Source organism: Sphingorhabdus sp. Alg239-R122, assembly GCF_900537065.1.
Taxonomy (GTDB): Bacteria; Pseudomonadota; Alphaproteobacteria; order Sphingomonadales; family Sphingomonadaceae; genus Alg239-R122.
In genome coordinates this window covers 28,726-44,789 of the sequence record NZ_UNRC01000011.1, presented here as the reverse complement: position 1 = coordinate 44,789, position 16,064 = coordinate 28,726, and the positions used below count along the sequence as shown (strand labels likewise).

Here is a 16,064-nt window from a genome sequence, read left to right as displayed (position 1 = left end):
ATTGTGAGCGTTCACAAGCCTAAAATGAACGTTCACATTTTTTACACCAGATGCTAGATGCGCAGCGAAAAATGCCCTAGTGCTATTTGGAACGATGGCAAGCAGGGGTGAAAATGGCAATCGAACACATTATTATTGTGGGTGGCGGCACTGCAGGCTGGATGGCAGCGGCGGCGCTGTCCAGGCTTAAACGTGGCGGCAACGTCGAGATCACGCTGATCGAATCTGAACAGATCGGCACAATTGGCGTTGGCGAAGCGACGATACCTCCTTTTGTCGACTTCAACCGCATGTTGGAAATTGACGAGCGCGAAATGCTGGGCGCGATCCAGGGCACATTCAAGCTTGGCATCCAGTTTGTAAACTGGGGCGGGGTTGGTGACAGCTACATCCATCCATTTGGTGATTATGGCTATAACATCGATGGCGTATCGTTTCACCATGTCTGGCATGCGATGAAGAACGCGGGAGACAAGCGCCCTATCCAGGTTTTTAACGCCGAAACGATGGCAGCCTATTTCGGGCGGTTCGCCCGTACGCCAGAAAGCCAGCGTGAAGACCTGCCGCCAATCAACTATGCCTATCATATAGATGCCGGACGATACGCCCAGTTTCTGCGTAAATATGCCGAGACAAGGGGCGTGGTCCGCCGTGAAGGCAGGGTTGCCGATGTCGCGATCGACAGCCAGAGCGGATTTGTCACGTCGGTGACAATGGATGATAGCGAAGTGCTGACAGGTGACTTGTTCATAGACTGCTCTGGTTTTCGCGGACTCCTGATCGAACAGGCACTGAAAACAGGTTATGAGGACTGGACGCACTGGTTGCCCTGCAACCGCGCCGTAGCCCTTCCCTGTAACCGCGATGATGGCAGCGCGCCACTCCCCTATACACGCGCCACCGCCCATTCCGCCGGGTGGCAATGGCAAGTTCCGCTCCAGCATCGCAACGGCAATGGTCATGTCTATTGCAGCGACCACATGGAAGATGAAGAGGCGCACCGGATTTTGGTGGAAAACCTCGCAGGCAAGCCAACCGCAGATCCGAATTTCCTACGCTTTGTAACCGGGCGCCGCAAGAAATTCTGGAACAAGAATGTGGTTGCCCTAGGGCTATCTGCAGGATTTATGGAGCCGCTTGAATCAACATCAATCCATCTGATCAACACCGGTATCAACAAGCTGATTTCCCTGTTGTCGCTGGGCGGTATTACACAGGTGCAGGAAGACGCATTTAATCGCCTGACCGCCAAAGAATATGAAAAGATCCGCGACTTCCTGATACTGCATTACCACCAGACAAGCCGGGATGATTCAGAATTCTGGAATTATTGCCGCACGATGAGTGTCCCCGACAGCCTGACCGAGAAAATGGAACTGTTCCGCGCCAATGGACAGATTTTCCGCGAAGATGACGAATTGTTCACCGAGACAAGCTGGGCCGCGGTGATGATGGGTCAGGGTATTGAGATGCAGGGCCATAACGCCATGGCTGATGCAATTGATTTTGCAGCGCTGAAGCCGGAGATAGATGGTATGGAGAAATCCATCCGTTACCTTGTCCAGAATATGCCGGGCCACGGTGAATTTTTGGCAAGATACTGTCCCGCACTGCAAGCGGGATGAACCCATTAGGCAACGCGCCAGATCAGGTGTGATTCAAAATCCGTATTTTATAAAAATCTGGATGCCCCACGAGGATTCGAACCTCGATTGACGGAGTCAGAGTCCGCAGTCTTACCATTAGACGATGGGGCAACACCCAAGAGCGCGCGATTTAGGTGTGATGACTGCGCAGGTCAAGGATTTTGTACGTTTCTACTATTATTGAATAGGCTTCCTGCCACTCGGAAAAGTGCGGCGCATGCTGCACCTGTCCGTATAACCTTGCACTTCATGCCGGTTTTCCCTACATTTGCAGGCAAGTACCGGCGGTATGACCCGATCCGGATAAAGATAAGAGTATTACGGCCGTGGTGGATAGATCGACCCCCCTGCCGCATGACAGAAGAGCCAGTGACGATGTGTCGCATGCCGATACCGAGTCTCCGGTCTATGATGCGGCCTCCCAGACAGGTGATTCGCCCAAGCGGGTGCCTCACAAAGGTCGCGTCAAACCGACGCGCAAACATCCCTATGACAAGCGCAATGCGCAGCAAAAGAATCATCACCATGCAAAGCCTGCACACCGGCCGACACAGGCCAATCGCGGGCATAATGGCTGGCCCGCTCGGCGTGCTTATGCAGCAATTGATCTAGGCACAAATAATTGTCGTCTGCTCATCGCAAAGCCAGCAGATGACAGTTTTGTCGTCGTAGACGCCTTTTCCCGCGTAGTGCGGCTCGGCGAAGGCCTGACGCACAGCGGGCGGCTCAGCGACCAGGCAATGGACCGCGCCGTCGCCGCACTTTCCATCTGTTCCGACAAGCTGCGCCGGCGTCATGTCACTCTGGCCCGTTCCGTCGCGACTGAAGCCTGCCGGCGCGCCAGCAATGGTGCCGCGTTCATTGAGCGGGTACGCCATGAAACGGGCATCGCGCTTGATATTATTACGGCTGAAGAAGAGGCGCGCCTGGCCATGCTGGGGTGTCATATCCTGCTCGAACCCGGGCAGGGTCCCGCCATGATATTCGATATTGGCGGCGGCTCGACCGAGCTCGTGCTGGTTGATACCGAGGGCAGCGCACCGCAGATTCTCGACTGGCAATCAGTGCCCTGGGGCGTTGTGTCGCTTACGGAAAGCGAACGCTATGACCGTGACGACGCAGCATCTCGTGCCACTGCCTATAAGAATATGCGCACCCGGGTCATGGACAGTTTTTCGGAATTTCGCGAACGCCTACCCGTCCACGCCGATGAGCATAAGCGCCTGCTTGGTACCAGCGGTACTGTCACAACACTGGCCAGCTTGCACCTGAACCTGCCCAGCTATGACCGCAATGTTATAGATGGCCTGATCGTGCCGTCGCAATCGATGCGGGATATCAGCACCGGCCTGGCCCATATGTCCCTTGATGAGCGGCGCGAGCTGCCATGTGTGGGATATGAGCGCGCGGACCTGGTGGTTGCGGGGTGCGCGATACTGGAAACGATACTGGATATATGGCCAGCACAGAGACTGGGTGTCGCCGATCGGGGTATCCGCGAAGGGATATTGCGCTCGCTTATGGCTGCAAATAATGCGAACCAGAACGGCAAACGGCAGGCCCGCAAATGAATCGCGGTAAAGTCGGCCAACGCCAGCGCGTCAAAAAGAAGCGCGGACGCAAGGCGTCCTCAACTGAATGGCTGCAACGCCAGCTTAATGATCCTTACGTGCGCAAGGCCAAGGCGGATGGCTATCGTTCGCGTGCTGCCTATAAACTTATAGAATTGGACGAACGCTTCAAACTGGTGCGTAAAGCGCGGCACGTCGTTGATCTGGGCATTGCGCCGGGCGGCTGGACACAGCTTGTCCACCGCCTCTCTCCACAGGCCAAAGTGGTTGGCATTGACCTTTTGCCCGTTGATCCGCTGCCCGATGTCACAATATTCGAAATGGACTTTCTCGACGATAAGGCGCCGGACATGCTGCTTGAAGCGCTGGGCGACAAGCCAGACCTTGTTTTATCGGACATGGCCGCAAATACTGTTGGTCATCAGCAGACAGATCATTTGCGTACCATGGCTTTGGTCGAGGCGGGCGCATGGTTTGCCATTGAAAACCTGAAACCCGGCGGCGCATTTGTTGCAAAGGTTCTTGCAGGCGGAACTGACAAAGACCTGCTCACCATGCTGAAAAAGCATTTCACCTCGATCAAACATGCCAAACCTCCTGCCAGCCGCAAGGGTTCATCCGAATGGTATGTCGTGGCGCAGGGGTTCAAGGGTGATAATCCGCCCGCATAGGCACCTAAAGGCCAATACGCAGTAAAAAATAAACGCGTGTTAACCATCTTTTAGAAGTTTTCATTCATTCCCGTTTTGAACCAGAAAACGGGGGAATGGGGAATGACAACAGGCGCAACCAATGTTGACGTGGCAATTATCGGCGCTGGACCAGCCGGACTGACTGCTGCCTATTTGCTGAGCAAGAAAGGCTATAGCGTCACGGTCATCGAAAAGGACGAGAAATATGTGGGCGGTATCAGCCGTACCGTTGAACATGAGGGCTTTCGTTTCGACATTGGGGGGCATCGCTTTTTCTCGAAAAGCCAGGAAGTTGTCGATCTGTGGAACGAAATCCTGCCAGATGACTTTATCCAGCGCCCGCGCATGAGCCGTATCTATTATGAAGGCAAGTTTTACAGCTATCCGCTACGCGCTTTTGAAGCGCTATGGAATCTGGGTATCTGGCGCTCTACGCTTTGCATGGCAAGCTATGCCAAGGCAAAAGTCTTTCCGAACAATAATGTGAAGAGTTTTGAGGATTGGACCGTAAATCAGTTCGGCCACAAACTCTATTCGATATTTTTCAAAACTTACACCGAGAAAGTATGGGGCATGCCGTGCGATGAAATGTCCGCGGACTGGGCGGCGCAGCGCATCAAAGGTTTAAGCTTGTGGAATGCAGTGACAGACGGACTGAAACGCTCTTTGGGCCTAAACAAGAAACCCAATGATGGCATGGAAACCAAAACATTGCTGGAAACCTTCCGTTATCCGCGGCTGGGACCCGGTATGATGTGGGACGCCGCGCGTGATTTTGTGCTGTCAAAAGGCAATCACGTGCTGATGGGCCATGCACTGAAGCAGCTGGCACAGGATAGCGACGGCAACTGGCGCATGAGTACAGATAGCGACAATGGCGGCACGGTTATTACCGCAAAGCATGTCATCAGCTCTGCGCCCATGCGTGAGCTTTCCGCGCGGATACATCCGATGCCCGAAAGCTCTTTCCAGGCGAAAGAACTGAATTACCGCGACTTCCTGACTGTCGCGCTGATGGTAAAATCCAAAGACCTGTTCCCTGACAACTGGATCTATATTCATGATGACCGGGTACAGGTGGGCCGTGTGCAGAATTTCCGCAGCTGGTCACCCGAAATGGTGCCCGACAGTTCAATCGCCTGTGTCGGTCTGGAATATTTCTGTTTTGAAGGTGATGGCCTCTGGTCATCCAGCGACGAAGACCTGATTGAACAGGCCAAGCGTGAAATGGAGATGCTGGGTCTTTGCGATCCAAAAGACGTGGTCGGCGGTGCGGTTGTCCGCCAGGAAAAAGCCTATCCTGTCTACGATGACGAATATGAAGCCAATGTCGAGGCAATGCGAAGCGACCTGGAGACACGCTACCCCACATTGCACATGGTGGGACGCAATGGCATGCACCGCTACAACAACCAGGATCATGCCATGATGACATCGATGCTGACAGTCGAGAATATCGATGCTGGAGAACGCGTCTATAATATCTGGAACGTCAATGAAGACGCTGAATATCACGAAGCTGGCGATGAAGGCGCCCACCGGGTTCTTCCCGAAGACCGCAAGGTTGCGCTGGAATCAGAACGCGATGTTCCAGCACGGGTCGACAGAGCCGCATAACCGCACAGGGGCGCAGGAAATATGATCGAAATCGCACAGAAACTGCGGCGCATCACTTATCTGCGCTATATCGGGGCCAGCGTGGGCGCTCTGACTGTCGATATGCTTGTGTTTATGGCGCTGCTTTGCGCGGCTATTCCAGCAGCAACTGCTTCTGCGGCAGGTTATAGCCTGGGCATCGCTGCGCATTGGATGCTTTCCAGCCGCAAGGTTTTTCAGGGGCAGGTCGCACGCGACAGCGCGAAACGGTATCGGCAGAAAATGCTGTTTGTCGTATCAGCGCTTATCGGTCTAGGCATTACCGTTGGCATTGTAGGTGCAGGAGATGCGTTCGGCATTGACCCGCGCATCGCCAAGCTCGCCGCCATCGCGGTGAGTTTCCAGACCACTTATTTCCTTCGCAACAGGGTGATTTTCCGGTGAACACCGTCACAGGCGGGCCGCGGGATGCATATCCGGCACGGATCATTGTCTTGATATGGGCCGCTGTATCGGCGCTGTTGGTCACCGTTAACGCTTCGGCGATTGCAGCATATAAATTCCCTGACGCCGATGATCTTCTCCGCCTGTTGCAGGTGCGCGACTTCCTCGCCGGACAAAGCTGGTTCGATGTTACGCAATACCGCATGAATCCACCCGAGGGCGCCCTGATGCACTGGTCGCGTCTGGTCGACATACCGCTTGCGGCAATGATCTATATTCTAACACCCATATTCGGGCAGCAATCTGCCGAACTTATTGCGCTGGTCGCGGTGCCACTCATCACGCTTCTTGTCTGCATGATGGTGGCAGGCCGTCTCGCACACCGGCTGTTTGACCGCGACACAGCAATCTTCACATGCCTGCTTATTCCGATTGCCGTACCTGTCATCCATCAGCTCCGCCCGATGCGTATCGACCATCATGGGTGGCAGCTAGTGATGGCTATCACCGCCTTCTCCGCTGCATTTGACGAAAACCAGAAACGCAGCGGCTGGATAACCGGGCTCATGCTGGCGCTATGGCTCAATATATCGATGGAAGGGCTACCGATCGCTGCGGCTTTCATGGCGCTATACGCATTGCGCTGGATGATTGATCCGGGGCAGCGTGCAAGGCTTGTTCACGCTATGGTGGCGCTTACGGCCGGATCGATATTCTTTTATCTTGTTACGACAAAGTCATGGATGCCCATTGTCAACTATTGCGATACGGTATCGCCGGTGCATATTGCCATTTTCACGCTTGGCACCGTCTTGCTGACACTTCTCGCTTATCTCAATCCGCGTGGCCGGGCGGCTTTGGTGGGCGGCTTTGCCCTTACCGGTACCGGTGCGCTGATTGTGATGTTGTCAATGGCACCGCAATGCGGGACAGACGCGTTTTCCGCGCTCGACCCGCTGGTGCGCGAATTTTGGTATGACCGCGTCATGGAAGGCAAGCCAATCTGGCACCAGACGCCTGTTATTATGGCGCAGATACTGGCTGTACCCATGGTTGCGCTTTTCGCGCTGTGGAAAATGCATTCCCGCGGTGGCGATAATATCCTGCCTAGTGACACAATCCTGACGGCAGCCTTCCTGGTTGTATCCGCTTTTGCGCTATCGCTGCTGGTCGAGCGTTCTTCCGCGATTGCGGCGCTTATTGCCATGCCGTTTGCCGCCTATTTCATCCGCCAGCTATTGCAGCGCGCGCGCGGCATCGCAACTTTTCCGAAAAGACTGGCGGCAATGGCGGGCATTTTCCTGTTGCTCGTCCCGGGGCACGTGGTGAAGGCAATATCCAGTGTCGCAGCTGACCAAAGCCGTGAAGTGGAATTGCGCACCGCCATGAAGTGCGAACTTTCCAAAAACCTTGACGCGCTTAATGCCCTGCCCGCCAGTGATATCATGGCGCCGCTTGATACTGGTCCCGCCATTCTTTTTGCCAGCCATCACAAAATTGTCGCCAGCGGACATCACCGCAATGACCTTGCGATGCGTGACATCATCCGCACATTCACAGGAAGCGAGCATGAGGCGCACGCGATAATCACCCGGCGCGGCATTGAATATGTTGCCTATTGTCCCGGCCTATACGAACAGCTTGTTTACCGCAAAACCGCGCCCGACGGTTTCATGGTGATGCTGGAGGATGGCAAGGTTCCGGCATGGCTCAAACCGGTTGAAATGGACGGGCTGGGCGGTGTCAGGATATGGAAAGTGACCCGCTGACCGGGGCATTGGGCCTCGCCGGGCTTTGGCGCGGTGCATCCATATGCTAGACTTCCCTCTTTCAAGGAAGAGGAGCATGACATGGCCAAGATAACAGGTTTGGGTGGTATATTCCATGTGGTGAAAGACCCTAAGGCGACGCGCGCATGGTATAAAGAATATCTGGGGCTGGAGGGGGAATATGGCCCGATGCTCAAATGGTCGGAAGAAACCGACGATAAACCCTATAGCCTTATCAGCCATTTCACAGATGATGAGTATATCAAGCCGGGTAAAGGCGGATTCATGATCAACCTGCGTGTCGACAATGTTGAAGAATTTGTGGAAGAGCTGAAGGCAAAGGGTGTGGAGGTCCTAGGCTTTGCCGATGAAGGCTATGGCAAGTTCGCATGGATACTCGACTGTGACGGGGTCAAGATTGAGCTATGGCAACAATGCGCTGCACCGGAATAACCTTTTATCAGGCAGGCCGGAAATCCATCGCTACGCCGTTCATGCAATAACGTTTGCCCGTTGGTTTGGGGCCGTCGTTAAACACATGGCCCAGATGACCACCACAGCGGCGACAATGCACTTCGGTACGCGGGACGCCAATCTTGTAATCGGTGGACGTGCCAATCGCGTTTTTAAGCGGCGTGTAAAAACTGGGCCAGCCGGTCCCGCTTTTAAATTTGGTGCGTGAGGAATAAAGCGGCAGCGCGCATCCCGCACAAACATAAATGCCTTTGCGCTTTTCCTTGTTGAGCCTGCTCGAATAAGGCCGCTCGGTCCCCGCCTGCCGGAGTATCCGATATTCTGCCGGTGTAAGCTGCCTGCGCCATGCGGCATCGGTTTTGGTGATTGAAAACTTGCGTTTTGTCCGCGCATCAGCGCTTGCCCCGCGGCTGATCGCATAGCCTGTCCCGGCCAAACCAAAAGCCGTCACCGCACCAAGGAAAAAGCGGCGGGTTTTTGGTTCCTGTCTATCGTTGTAATTCATGGCGATCATCCTCCAGCGGCCATATAACTATATGGGTATACGTTGCAGGATGCCAAAAAGTTACAAATCGCGGCCTTAGTAAGTGGTCAGCTCGACATCCATCGATTTATAACCGTGTACGAAACAGGCGCTGACCCGCTCGGGCTCGCTCAGCACATTGGCGCGGATCCGGCGCTTCGCCATTTCCTCCAGCAATACCGAGATCTGCAATTCAGCGAGCCGTGCACCGACACAGCGGTGGATACCGTAACCAAAGGCCAGATGCCGCCGCGCATTTTCGCGGTCGACAATGAGTTTATCCGGGTTTTCAAAAACGCTTTCATCGCGGTTGCCCGAAATATACCAGAGCGCCAGCTTGTCACCCTTTTTGATATCGGCACCGAACAGTTCTGCATCCTGGAGCGCGGTGCGGCGCATATGTGCAAGGGGTGTTTGCCAGCGGATAATTTCTGATGTTGCATTGGCGATAAGCTCAGGATTTTGCTCCAGCTTTTCACGCTCATCAGGGAATTTATCAAGACCGTAAATAGCGCCCGACATGCTGTTGCGCGTGGTATCATTTCCGCCGACGATCAGCAGCACCAGATTACCCATAAATTCCATTTCATCCATATGATTGGTGGCATCGCTGTGAATCATCATGGAAATCAGGTCGGGCGCGGGCGGCTGGCCCACGCGTTCATCCCACAGTTTTTTGAAATAGGCACCCATTTCGTACAAATGTGCGACACGCTCCTGCCGCAAGTCGGGATTGCGCGCTATTTCTATATCGCCTGCCCAATCCGACCAGAATGTCAGCTTGCGGCGGTCCTCCCATGGAAAATCGAACAGTAACGCAAGCATTTGCGTCGTGAGTTCGATCGAAACCCGGTCCACCCAGTCAAACGCTTTTCCCATTGGCAAGTCATCCAGAATCTCACCGGTGCGGTGACGGATATCATCCGCCATTTCCTTCATGTTGCTGGGTGTGAACTTGGGGGCAACCGTGCGGCGCTGTCCGGTGTGTTTGGGCCGGTCCATGGCAATGAACATCGGCAGGATAAACTCGTCCTCCCTGTCTTCCTCCTGTAAATCGGCAATGGTAATACCGCCATGTTCATAGGAAGAGGAATAGATGTCCGGCAAAGCCTCGACATGCTGTATTGGCTTATAGGTGGATACATTCCAGTGCGCGCCGAATTCGCTTTCCTTGACCTTATAGACCGGTGCGGTTTCGCGCAGCTTGCGGAAAGGTTCCTGCCAGCGGTCCTCGCGGTACATATCCGGCAGGGTCATGTCGAAAGGATCGGTCTGGACCGGTTTTTCGGTAGAACAGCATTTCGGGGCGGCAGTCGCCATGGTTTTTCTCCTGTCACTGGGAGCTGCCATCAGGCCTGCGACCCCCACTGGCGCATTTTTGCGCCTCGTGGAGCATTCAGGTCAACTCTCACCTGTTCCACCTGCCTCTCTTTTTCACGGAAAGCATATTCGGAACGCACCATTGCTAACAACGGTGTTAATAATGTCAAGCGGCCTGTGGCTGTTTATGGGCTTTATTGCGCACTGGTGAAATGCCGAAATCGGGTCTGATCCTTAGTTTGGTTGTGTAAATAACCGCTTGAAAAACCCCTGTTTTGTACCCCCACCCGATTTCATTACATTGCGCTTGAAGATGCTGGCACTGATACGCACTATCAAGATTGCCCAGCCAACCTGCCACGCAAGCGCGAGCAGGTGCGGCCATATCGACTCGAGCTGCGCCGCACGTGCCAGCATGGCAAAAGGCGAACTGAGCGGGAAAATCGCCGCGAAAACCTCAATTGGCTCACCCAGTTTTGTGACGGCATAGGATGCAAGGCCGAATACCAGCAATTGCGCCATGGTGACGGGCATGGACAGTGTCTGCACTTCGCGCACCGTGGTCGCCATCGCGCCAATGCCGAGGAACAGCGAACCGAGCAGAAGATAGGCCATAGAAAAGTAGAGAAAGGCGAGCAATATGAATATCGGCCAGCCAATGGCAGGGACCGGCAGGCTGGGCAGGCCGGGTCCGAATGTCTGGATCGCGAACGCACCCACGGTAATCCAAACCGCAATGCCGATAAATGCCATAGCCAGCATGGCAAACAGCTTGCCGATAAAAATTGCGTCAATCGGCACGGCAGCCGCGAGTATTTCTATAATCTTGTTGGTCTTTTCTTCAACGAGGTTGGACAGTACCATACCAGCGAGCAGCATGGTGAGCAGGAACAGCACCACCTGTGATGCCTGCGCGGTCAGCAACTGGTTTTTCGCCTTTGCACCTTCACTATCGGCGATAATGTCGGTGGCCATGGTGACAGGTGGTGTGTCGGATGCACTGCGCGCAGTGTCGATCAGTAATCGGATCTCCCCCTGCCAACGCTGCACATCCTCAGCAGCTCCCGTGAGAAGCGGCGCATCAAAACTACCCGAAAGAGCTGCGATATATTTTCCCCCGTCTTCGCCCCCTCCCTTGCGCACGAGCATGGAAGCCACCTGCGCCGGGACATCGGCTTGTGGCGGCACAATCCGTAGCTCCGGCAGGCGTCGCTGGCCAATCTGCGTGGCCAGCCGGTCATGAGCGGCGGTGAGCGCAATGGCTTCATCCGCGGGTAGCACCACAGCCACCAGCGGTTGGTCGATTTCCCTGGCCATCTGCTGACCCAGCCCGCCTGCGGCAATGCCTATTGCCAGTGGGAAAAGTGGGCCAAGCAGGAAAAAGAAAAACGCCTTGGAAAAAATAATCGCGGCAAAGTCGCGGCGCGCAATTACAAATGCGCTGCGGATCAGTTCTTTCATGCCGGCACCTCCGCTTCGCCTTCATCCATTTTCCGGGCCGCCGCTTCGCCTGCTATCGCCACAAAGGCATCGTGCAGACCTGGACGTTCGATCGAAAGCGACTCAATCCCCGCCTGCCCGTCTATCAGTGATTTGAGCAGCGGTTCGACACCGGTTTCGGGGAGCGTAAAGTGCCAGAAATCACCCCTGCGCTCTGATTCTTCAGGCAGCGCCTTGCGCCATGGTCCATCCTCCGCGCGTGTTTCCAGCATCACCTGTGGGCGCAGCCGGTCGCGCGCTGTGGAAACCTTCCCGTGAAACGGCACCTTGCCGCCTGCGATAATCGCGATTTCCTCACATAACCGTTCGGCATGGGCAATTACATGGGTGGAAAATATCACCGTTACGCCGCGATCCGCCTGCGCGCGGATCATGTTTTCCAACTTGCCCTGATTCAGGGCATCCAGCCCTGAAAAAGGCTCGTCCAGCACGATCAGTTTGGGTTCATGCACAATGGTGCCGAGCAGCTGCACGGTCTGTGCCATGCCTTTGGACAGCATGCGCACTTCTTTGTCTGCTGCTGCGCCAAGCCCGTTTTCTTCCAACAGCTGCCGTCCGCGTTCACGCCCGGTTTTCAGCGGCAGGCCGCGCAGTGCGCCCATAAACGCAATCGCATCATAGGCTTTCATCGACTGGTATAGCCCGCGTTCTTCAGGGAGGTATCCGACCTGCTTTGCCACTGATAATGGTCGGTCGCTGCCCAGCAATACGCGCGATCCTTCATCAGGGTCAATAATGCCAAGCAACATGCGCAGCATTGTTGTCTTGCCTGCGCCATTGGGGCCCAATATGCCGAATATACTGCCTTTCGGAACTGTTAGGTCGATCCCGTCCACGGCGCAGAATTTATCAAAATATTTGACCAGGCCGCGTGCCTCAATCGCATTTTCACTCACGCATGATTTCCTTTTCAGTGTGGACAGTGTCGCATCCGGCAGAGTAGCGGTGCTATATGCAAAGGGCCAAGATTAAATTAACGGCAGACAATTTTCCGGGTTGGCAGGCCGCACTGGAGGCAGAGGCCAAGACGCTTGGCCTTGCAAAAATAGGCATTACCGAAGCCGCATTGGATGACGTGCATCGCCAGCGACTTTCCGAATGGGTGGAAAACGGTGCGCATGGTGATATGGACTGGATGGAAGGCCGTATTGCCGAGCGCGCGCAGCCGCAAACATTATGGCCCGACGTGAAAAGCGCCATCATGCTGGGCATGAGCTATGCGCCTGACAAAGATCCAATGCGCCTTGCAAAGGCCCGCGATCATGGCCGCATTTCGGTCTATGCGCAGGGCACCGATTATCACAAGACATTCAAAAAAGCGCTGAAAAACCTCGCCCGATGGGTGGTGGAAACAACGAGCAGCGAGGTAAAGGTGTTTGTCGATACCGCGCCTGTTTCAGAAAAACCTCTGGCGGCCAAAGCAGGGCTTGGCTGGCAAGGCAAGCATACTAATCTGGTGAGTACATCGCATGGCAGCTGGCTGTTTCTGGGCGCAATTTACACCAGTGCGGAGTTACCGGCAGATACGGCAGAAACCGACCATTGTGGCAGCTGCACCGCATGTCAGGATATCTGCCCGACCAATGCTTTTCCGGCACCTTACCAGCTTGATGCGCGCGCCTGTATTTCCTTTTTGACGATCGAAAACAAGGGGCCAATTCCACATCAATACCGCCGTGCCATGGGCAATCATATCTATGGCTGTGATGATTGCCTGGCCGCATGTCCATGGAACAAGTTTGCAGATGCGGCGCAGCGTAACAAGGCGTATCTGCCCCGCGCCGAACTCACCGCACCTGACCTAGCCTCGCTGCTGGCGATGGATGATGCCGCGTTTCGGGGAATCTTCGCTGGTTCACCCATCAAACGCACAGGCCGGGACCGGATGGTGCGCAACAGCCTGATCGCAGCGGGCAATAGCGGCAATGCAGGTTATGTCCCGCAAATCTGCACATTGCTGGATGATGACAGCGAAATCGTGCGCGGGGCCGCCATTTGGGCGCTGGGCGAACTCAGCCCTGAACACTTCGCCCGCGAACGCGAAGCGCGCGCATCAGTCGAAACCGATCCTGCTGTGCAAACCGAATGGATGCTGCAATGCCCGGTCACAAACCGGCCCTCGCCCACTTAAAAGTCCCTTGAGAACCGTATGGCCACACCCGTGTCGTCCGGGGCCGTCGCAAAATGCCCGGGCTGCGTCCGGTAAAATATATTGGCTGACATATAGCCGCCCCAAAGGCCTCGCGCATAGCCAAGCTCAGCAGCCAGTTCGCGGCCTGAAGGAGAAAGATTGAGGCGCTGGGCGGCAAAGCCGGTCTGTAGCGTGCCATAATCATAGCTGACCGGCACATTCAGCCTGAACGCGCCATCGCTAACCCTGAGTGGTTGGGATAAACGCAAGGACACCTTGTCACTGTCCGTGGTAATCCCCGTCTTGCCAAAGTCGGCGGCAAAAGCGCTGCTCCATAGCCGGCTACCCGTAGTCAGCAGGCCGCCGCTGCGCGGCCGGGTATACCCCTGCCGCCAGGCAAAGCCCGCCTGCCACCCCTGCCCCAGGTCAAAACGGGATTTGGCATCAAAGAACATGGTCTGCGCACCGCGGCCGCCCAGAGCAGCTGTGAATTTGCCGCCCAATACGGTCTGTTCCTCATCCAGCAATGTCAGGCCCAGGCTGATATGCCCACCCTGCCATTTCCGGTCCATCGCCAGGCCCAGGCTGGTATAGCCGTAAAGCTGCGTTCGGTCATCCAGCGTTATCCAGGCGCTAGCACCTTGAACAAGGGCTTTTCCGCGCTCCATATTCACAGTCATGCCATAAGAACCGAGCTGATGCCGTATGGCGGCTGCACTATCCGGTGATTTGCTGAACCCAAGCGCATGGCCGGGTGACTGCGCAACCAGAAACGCGGGTTCATTCGCACCCTGCAGGCTTGCTACCAAACCACCCGCACCGCGCTTGATGCCAAAACCCATGGCGGTTTTGGGCGAAATACGTGTCATGACTGTTCCCGCCAACACTTGCGCCCTGTCCGCCTCCACGTAGGCAAGCCTGAGCGGCGTACGAACAATTTCACCATTTTGCCCCGGCGCGATCGTCACCGCAATATGTGATCTGCCGCCAGATGCAGACAGAGTCCGGGAGCGCGCAGACAATGCAGATGCGAGTTTGCGTTCACGCGGCGGCGCACGCAGCGAATTGCCAAGATCGGCGCCATATGCGCGTCCATACCCATCCAGAACGACAGTCTGTATTGATTGTGCACCCTGCCCCGCATCGCCCATAGGCGCTGATGTGATGCCAGTGTTGGCAGCAAGAGAAACCACCGTTCCCGTACCTGCCAGTGCCGTCTGACCTTGCGGTTTGAATGCCTCGGTTATGTCCAATATGCCGCGGCCATATACCACGTCTGTGCCCACGGCTCCCGCATCACGCCCAGTGTTAAGGAGCAGCCCAACTATCTGCGCGCCAGTAAGATTGGGAAACGCCTGTGCCAGCAAGGCTGCCGCACCGCTTATCTGCGGCGCGGAAAAACTCGTGCCGCCAAACAGGGTGACAAAACCGCCGCTGTCGACAACCAGTTCGCCATTTTCATAAATGCAGCACAGACTCTCCCCCAGTGCCGCCAGATAGGACGGGGCATATATGCCCGCACGGTTGCTAAATCCCGAAATCCTGCTCTGCCTGTCAACGGAGCCCGCGATTACCACCAGTCCATTGCCCGATTCCTGCAAGGCAGCGGCAAATGGATCAGGGTTATTCGGATCAATATCGGGATCGTTCGTCACATCACCATCATTGCCGGCAGCCACCACGACGACAACGCCCGCCTTGGTGGCATTGTCAATCGCCCGCAATAGCCGGGCCGGTGGCCGCGCACCGCCAAGTGAGAGGTTGATGATACGGGCGCCCGTGCGCACTGAATGGTCAATTGCGCTCGCAATGGCATCATTGTCATAGCCGCAACCTTCATTCGCACGTTCCTCCGCAGTGCAGTTGATCTGGTCGTCGGTTCGCAGCACCAACAGATCAGCATCAAAAGCTATGCCATGCACACCCCGGTCATCTTTCGCGCCTGCCGCAATCTGCGCCACCATTGTGCCATGTCCGTCCACGTCGTTGATATTGGTATTGCCCGCAAAATCAGCCGAGGCAGAATTGATGCGCCCGGCAAATTCGGGACTGTCAATATCAATACCGCTGTCAACAATCCCGATTGTAATGCCAGCCCCTGTCGCACCATCCTGATAGGCTGTTACCGCGCCATGGAAATCGGGGCCATCGGACCGCCTGAATTCCGCCGTGTCAAACTGGCTTGATGTAGGGGGAGGGGGAGGAGGAGGCGGCGGCGGTGGTGGTGGTGGTACAACAGGCGGCGGCGGGGACGTGACCACCCTTGTCCCGGAGCCCCCGCTTCCGCCGCAAGCTGATAGTGACGCCACGGCGAACGCAGCAGCGCCTATATATAAAACGGATTTGCGTGAAACTGAGATATGTACTGGTCCTGGCATGGTCACTCTTTTATCTGCCG

The 16,064-nt window shown here is 55.5% G+C and carries 13 protein-coding genes and 1 tRNA gene; 8 read left to right on the top strand and 6 right to left on the bottom strand.

The window, feature by feature from the left end:
- The first annotated feature begins 113 nt into the window (after window positions 1-113).
- Window positions 114-1,625, top strand: coding sequence for a tryptophan halogenase family protein (locus G6Q15_RS10530; protein ID WP_164118534.1), 1,512 nt, complete (start codon window positions 114-116; stop codon window positions 1,623-1,625).
- 58 nt (window positions 1,626-1,683) lie between these two features.
- On the opposite strand, the gene G6Q15_RS10525 is transcribed toward G6Q15_RS10530, so the two are convergent.
- Window positions 1,684-1,757 (bottom strand) — tRNA-Gln (locus tag G6Q15_RS10525).
- Window positions 1,758-2,248: 491 nt separating this feature from the next.
- On the opposite strand from G6Q15_RS10525, the gene G6Q15_RS10520 reads away from it, so the two are divergent.
- The 6 genes from G6Q15_RS10520 to G6Q15_RS10495 all read left to right on the top strand — a co-directional run bounded on the left by G6Q15_RS10520 (window position 2,249) and on the right by G6Q15_RS10495 (window position 8,171).
- A complete protein-coding gene (locus G6Q15_RS10520) occupies window positions 2,249-3,217 on the top strand; it encodes a Ppx/GppA phosphatase family protein (RefSeq protein ID WP_240330850.1) in 969 nt (322 codons plus the stop codon).
- On the top strand, window positions 3,214-3,888 hold the full coding sequence (locus G6Q15_RS10515) for an RlmE family RNA methyltransferase (protein WP_164118532.1): 675 nt from the start codon (window positions 3,214-3,216) through the stop codon (window positions 3,886-3,888). Before G6Q15_RS10520 ends, G6Q15_RS10515 begins: the two co-directional genes overlap by 4 nt.
- 102 nt (window positions 3,889-3,990) lie before the next feature.
- Window positions 3,991-5,526 carry an NAD(P)/FAD-dependent oxidoreductase gene (locus G6Q15_RS10510; protein ID WP_164118530.1) on the top strand — a complete coding sequence of 512 codons (1,536 nt, stop codon included), beginning with the start codon at window positions 3,991-3,993 and terminating at the stop codon, window positions 5,524-5,526.
- 21 nt (window positions 5,527-5,547) lie between these two features.
- A complete protein-coding gene (locus G6Q15_RS10505; RefSeq protein WP_164118527.1) occupies window positions 5,548-5,949 on the top strand; it encodes a GtrA family protein in 402 nt (133 codons plus the stop codon).
- Window positions 5,946-7,718, top strand: a complete 1,773-nt coding sequence (locus tag G6Q15_RS10500) for a hypothetical protein (protein WP_164118525.1) — start codon at window positions 5,946-5,948, stop codon at window positions 7,716-7,718. The genes G6Q15_RS10505 and G6Q15_RS10500 overlap by 4 nt, the downstream gene beginning before the upstream one ends.
- 81 nt (window positions 7,719-7,799) lie before the next feature.
- Complete coding sequence (locus G6Q15_RS10495) at window positions 7,800-8,171, top strand: VOC family protein (RefSeq protein WP_164118523.1); 372 nt, start codon at window positions 7,800-7,802, stop codon at window positions 8,169-8,171.
- Window positions 8,172-8,178: 7 nt separating this feature from the next.
- Here G6Q15_RS10495 and msrB read toward each other — a convergent pair whose 3' ends face one another.
- From msrB to G6Q15_RS10475, 4 genes are all read right to left on the bottom strand, one after another.
- Complete coding sequence (gene msrB, locus G6Q15_RS10490) at window positions 8,179-8,697, bottom strand: peptide-methionine (R)-S-oxide reductase MsrB (RefSeq protein ID WP_164118521.1); 519 nt, start codon at window positions 8,695-8,697, stop codon at window positions 8,179-8,181.
- 75 nt (window positions 8,698-8,772) lie between these two features.
- Window positions 8,773-10,035, bottom strand: coding sequence for a cytochrome P450 (locus tag G6Q15_RS10485; RefSeq protein WP_164118518.1), 1,263 nt, complete (start codon window positions 10,033-10,035; stop codon window positions 8,773-8,775).
- Between the two features lie 234 nt (window positions 10,036-10,269).
- Complete coding sequence (locus G6Q15_RS10480; RefSeq protein ID WP_164118516.1) at window positions 10,270-11,496, bottom strand: ABC transporter permease; 1,227 nt, start codon at window positions 11,494-11,496, stop codon at window positions 10,270-10,272.
- The gene (locus G6Q15_RS10475) at window positions 11,493-12,431 is read right to left on the bottom strand and encodes an ATP-binding cassette domain-containing protein (protein WP_164118514.1); all 939 of its coding nucleotides are present in this window, start codon (window positions 12,429-12,431) and stop codon (window positions 11,493-11,495) included. The genes G6Q15_RS10480 and G6Q15_RS10475 overlap by 4 nt, the downstream gene beginning before the upstream one ends.
- A 56-nt stretch (window positions 12,432-12,487) precedes the next feature.
- On the opposite strand from G6Q15_RS10475, the gene queG reads away from it, so the two are divergent.
- Window positions 12,488-13,666: a tRNA epoxyqueuosine(34) reductase QueG gene (gene queG / locus G6Q15_RS10470; protein ID WP_164118512.1), complete on the top strand. Its 1,179-nt coding sequence runs from the start codon at window positions 12,488-12,490 to the stop codon at window positions 13,664-13,666.
- Here the strand turns inward: queG and G6Q15_RS10465 are convergent.
- Entirely contained in the window at window positions 13,663-15,927 is a 2,265-nt protein-coding gene (locus G6Q15_RS10465) for a S8 family peptidase (RefSeq protein WP_164118510.1), read from the bottom strand. The genes queG and G6Q15_RS10465 overlap by 4 nt on opposite strands.
- Window positions 15,928-16,064 lie beyond the last annotated feature (137 nt).